Below are 1,667 nucleotides of genomic sequence, written 5' to 3' on the forward strand. Positions count from 1 at the left end.
GTGCAGGGCCAGCGGCACGGCGAGCAGGCCCCAGCCGGCGGCCACGAGGGCGGCCGCGGCCATGTCCGAGGGGCGATGCCAGGCCTCGGTGTAGGCGACCGCGCCGGTGAGCGCGCTGACGGCGGTGCCGAGGACGGCCGTGACGGGCCGCCAGCGGGCGGGCACCAGCAGCAGCGCGGCCACGGCGGCGCCGGCGGCGAGGGTCATGTGCCCCGAGGGCAGCGAGTTGCCGCCGGAGAAGGGGACGCCGGCGGCGTGCTCGGGCCGCGGCAGCACCGCCTTGAGCAGCTGCGTGGTCAGGTTGGCGCCGATCAGGGCGGCCAGGGCGAGCATGCCGCGTCGTCGCCAGCGGGGCACGGCGAGCGCGCCGAGGGAGGCCAGGGCGACGCCGGCGGCGAGCGTCAGCGGCAGCAGGCGCACCACGCGGGAGGCCAGGTCCGGCACGGTGTCCGCGTAGCGCTCCTCCACGGCGCGGAACACCTGGTACTCCAGGACCTGCCCGGCCGATGACCACACGAGGGCGGCGTAGAGCAGCACGACGCCGGCCACGCACGCGGCCAGCGCGGCCCACCACGGCCACGAGGGGACGCGGAGCGGAGGGCGGGCGGTGCGGGGCATGGCGACCATTGTCCCGCACCGCCCGCCCCCCGCGTCCGCCCCGCGGGAGAGCCACGACCCCGCCCGTGCCCTTTCGTGTGGGAAACGGGAGCCGCTTTCGTGCGGGAAACGGGAGGCTTGGGGGTCGTTTTCGTGTGGGAAATGGGAAGCTCGGGGGTCGTTTTCGTGTGGGAAACGGGAGGCGGGCACGACGACGGCGGGCACGGTCCCCGTTTCCCACACGAAAGCGTGGGGGAGGCTCCCGTTTCCCGCACGAAAGCGTGAGGGGTGGGGGTTCCTAGACTGGCCGCATGAACCCCGCCGGCCCCTCTGACTCCGCCCCCTCCCGCACCGCCGCCCTGCCCCCGCTGCCCGGCGCGCCGGGCGGGCCCGCGCTGCCGAGCGTCGAGGACCTGCTGGCGGACGCCGTCGCGGTCACCCTGTCGATGCGCGTGCGCTTCCGCGGCACGGACGCCCGCCAGGCCCTGCTGCTGCGCGGCCCGGCCGGCTGGGCCGAGTTCTCCCCGTTCCCCGAGTACGGGCCGGCCGAGTCGTCCGCCTGGCTGGCCGCGGCGATCGAGGCCGGCTGGCAGGGCTGGCCAGCGCCGGTGCGGGACGTCGTCCCGGTGAACGCCACGGTCCCCGCGGTGGAGGCGGACGCGGTCGAGTCCGTGCTCGCCCGCTACGGGGAGGGCATCACGGCGGTCAAGGTGAAGGTCGCCGAGCACCGTCCCGGCGGCGGGCTGGTCCCCGGCTCCCACTCCGCGGACCTCGCCCGCGTGCGCCGCGTCCGGGAGCTGCTGCCCGACGCGCACGTGCGGATCGACGCCAACGCCGGCTGGACGCCGGGCGAGGCGATCGCCATGCTCACGGACCTGGCCGACGTCGGCCTCGAGTACGCCGAACAGCCCGTGCCCGGCATCAAGAAGCTGGCCCGGGTGCGCCGGGAGCTGCGGGCGCGCGGCGTCTCCACGCCGATCGCCGCGGACGAGGCGGTGCGCAAGGCCCAGGACCCGCTGGCGGTGGCGGCGGCGGGCGCGGCGGACCTCATCGTGGTGAAGGTCCAGCCC

The 1,667-nt window shown here is 76.8% G+C and carries 2 protein-coding genes; one reads left to right on the top strand and one right to left on the bottom strand.

Features of this window, described 5'->3' with window-relative positions; translation table 11 throughout:
• Positions 1-618 (bottom strand): phosphatase PAP2 family protein (locus NWP10_RS11885; RefSeq protein WP_258301041.1); only part of this gene is annotated, 618 nt, incomplete at its 3' end.
• A gap of 290 nt (positions 619-908) precedes the next feature.
• On the opposite strand from NWP10_RS11885, the gene NWP10_RS11890 reads away from it, so the two are divergent.
• A partial coding sequence (locus tag NWP10_RS11890; protein ID WP_258301042.1) for an enolase C-terminal domain-like protein occupies positions 909-1,667 on the top strand: 759 nt, incomplete at its 3' end.

The sequence above is a fragment of the Micrococcus sp. HG099 genome (genome assembly GCF_024723355.1).
Taxonomy (GTDB): Bacteria; Actinomycetota; Actinomycetes; order Actinomycetales; family Micrococcaceae; genus Micrococcus; species Micrococcus endophyticus.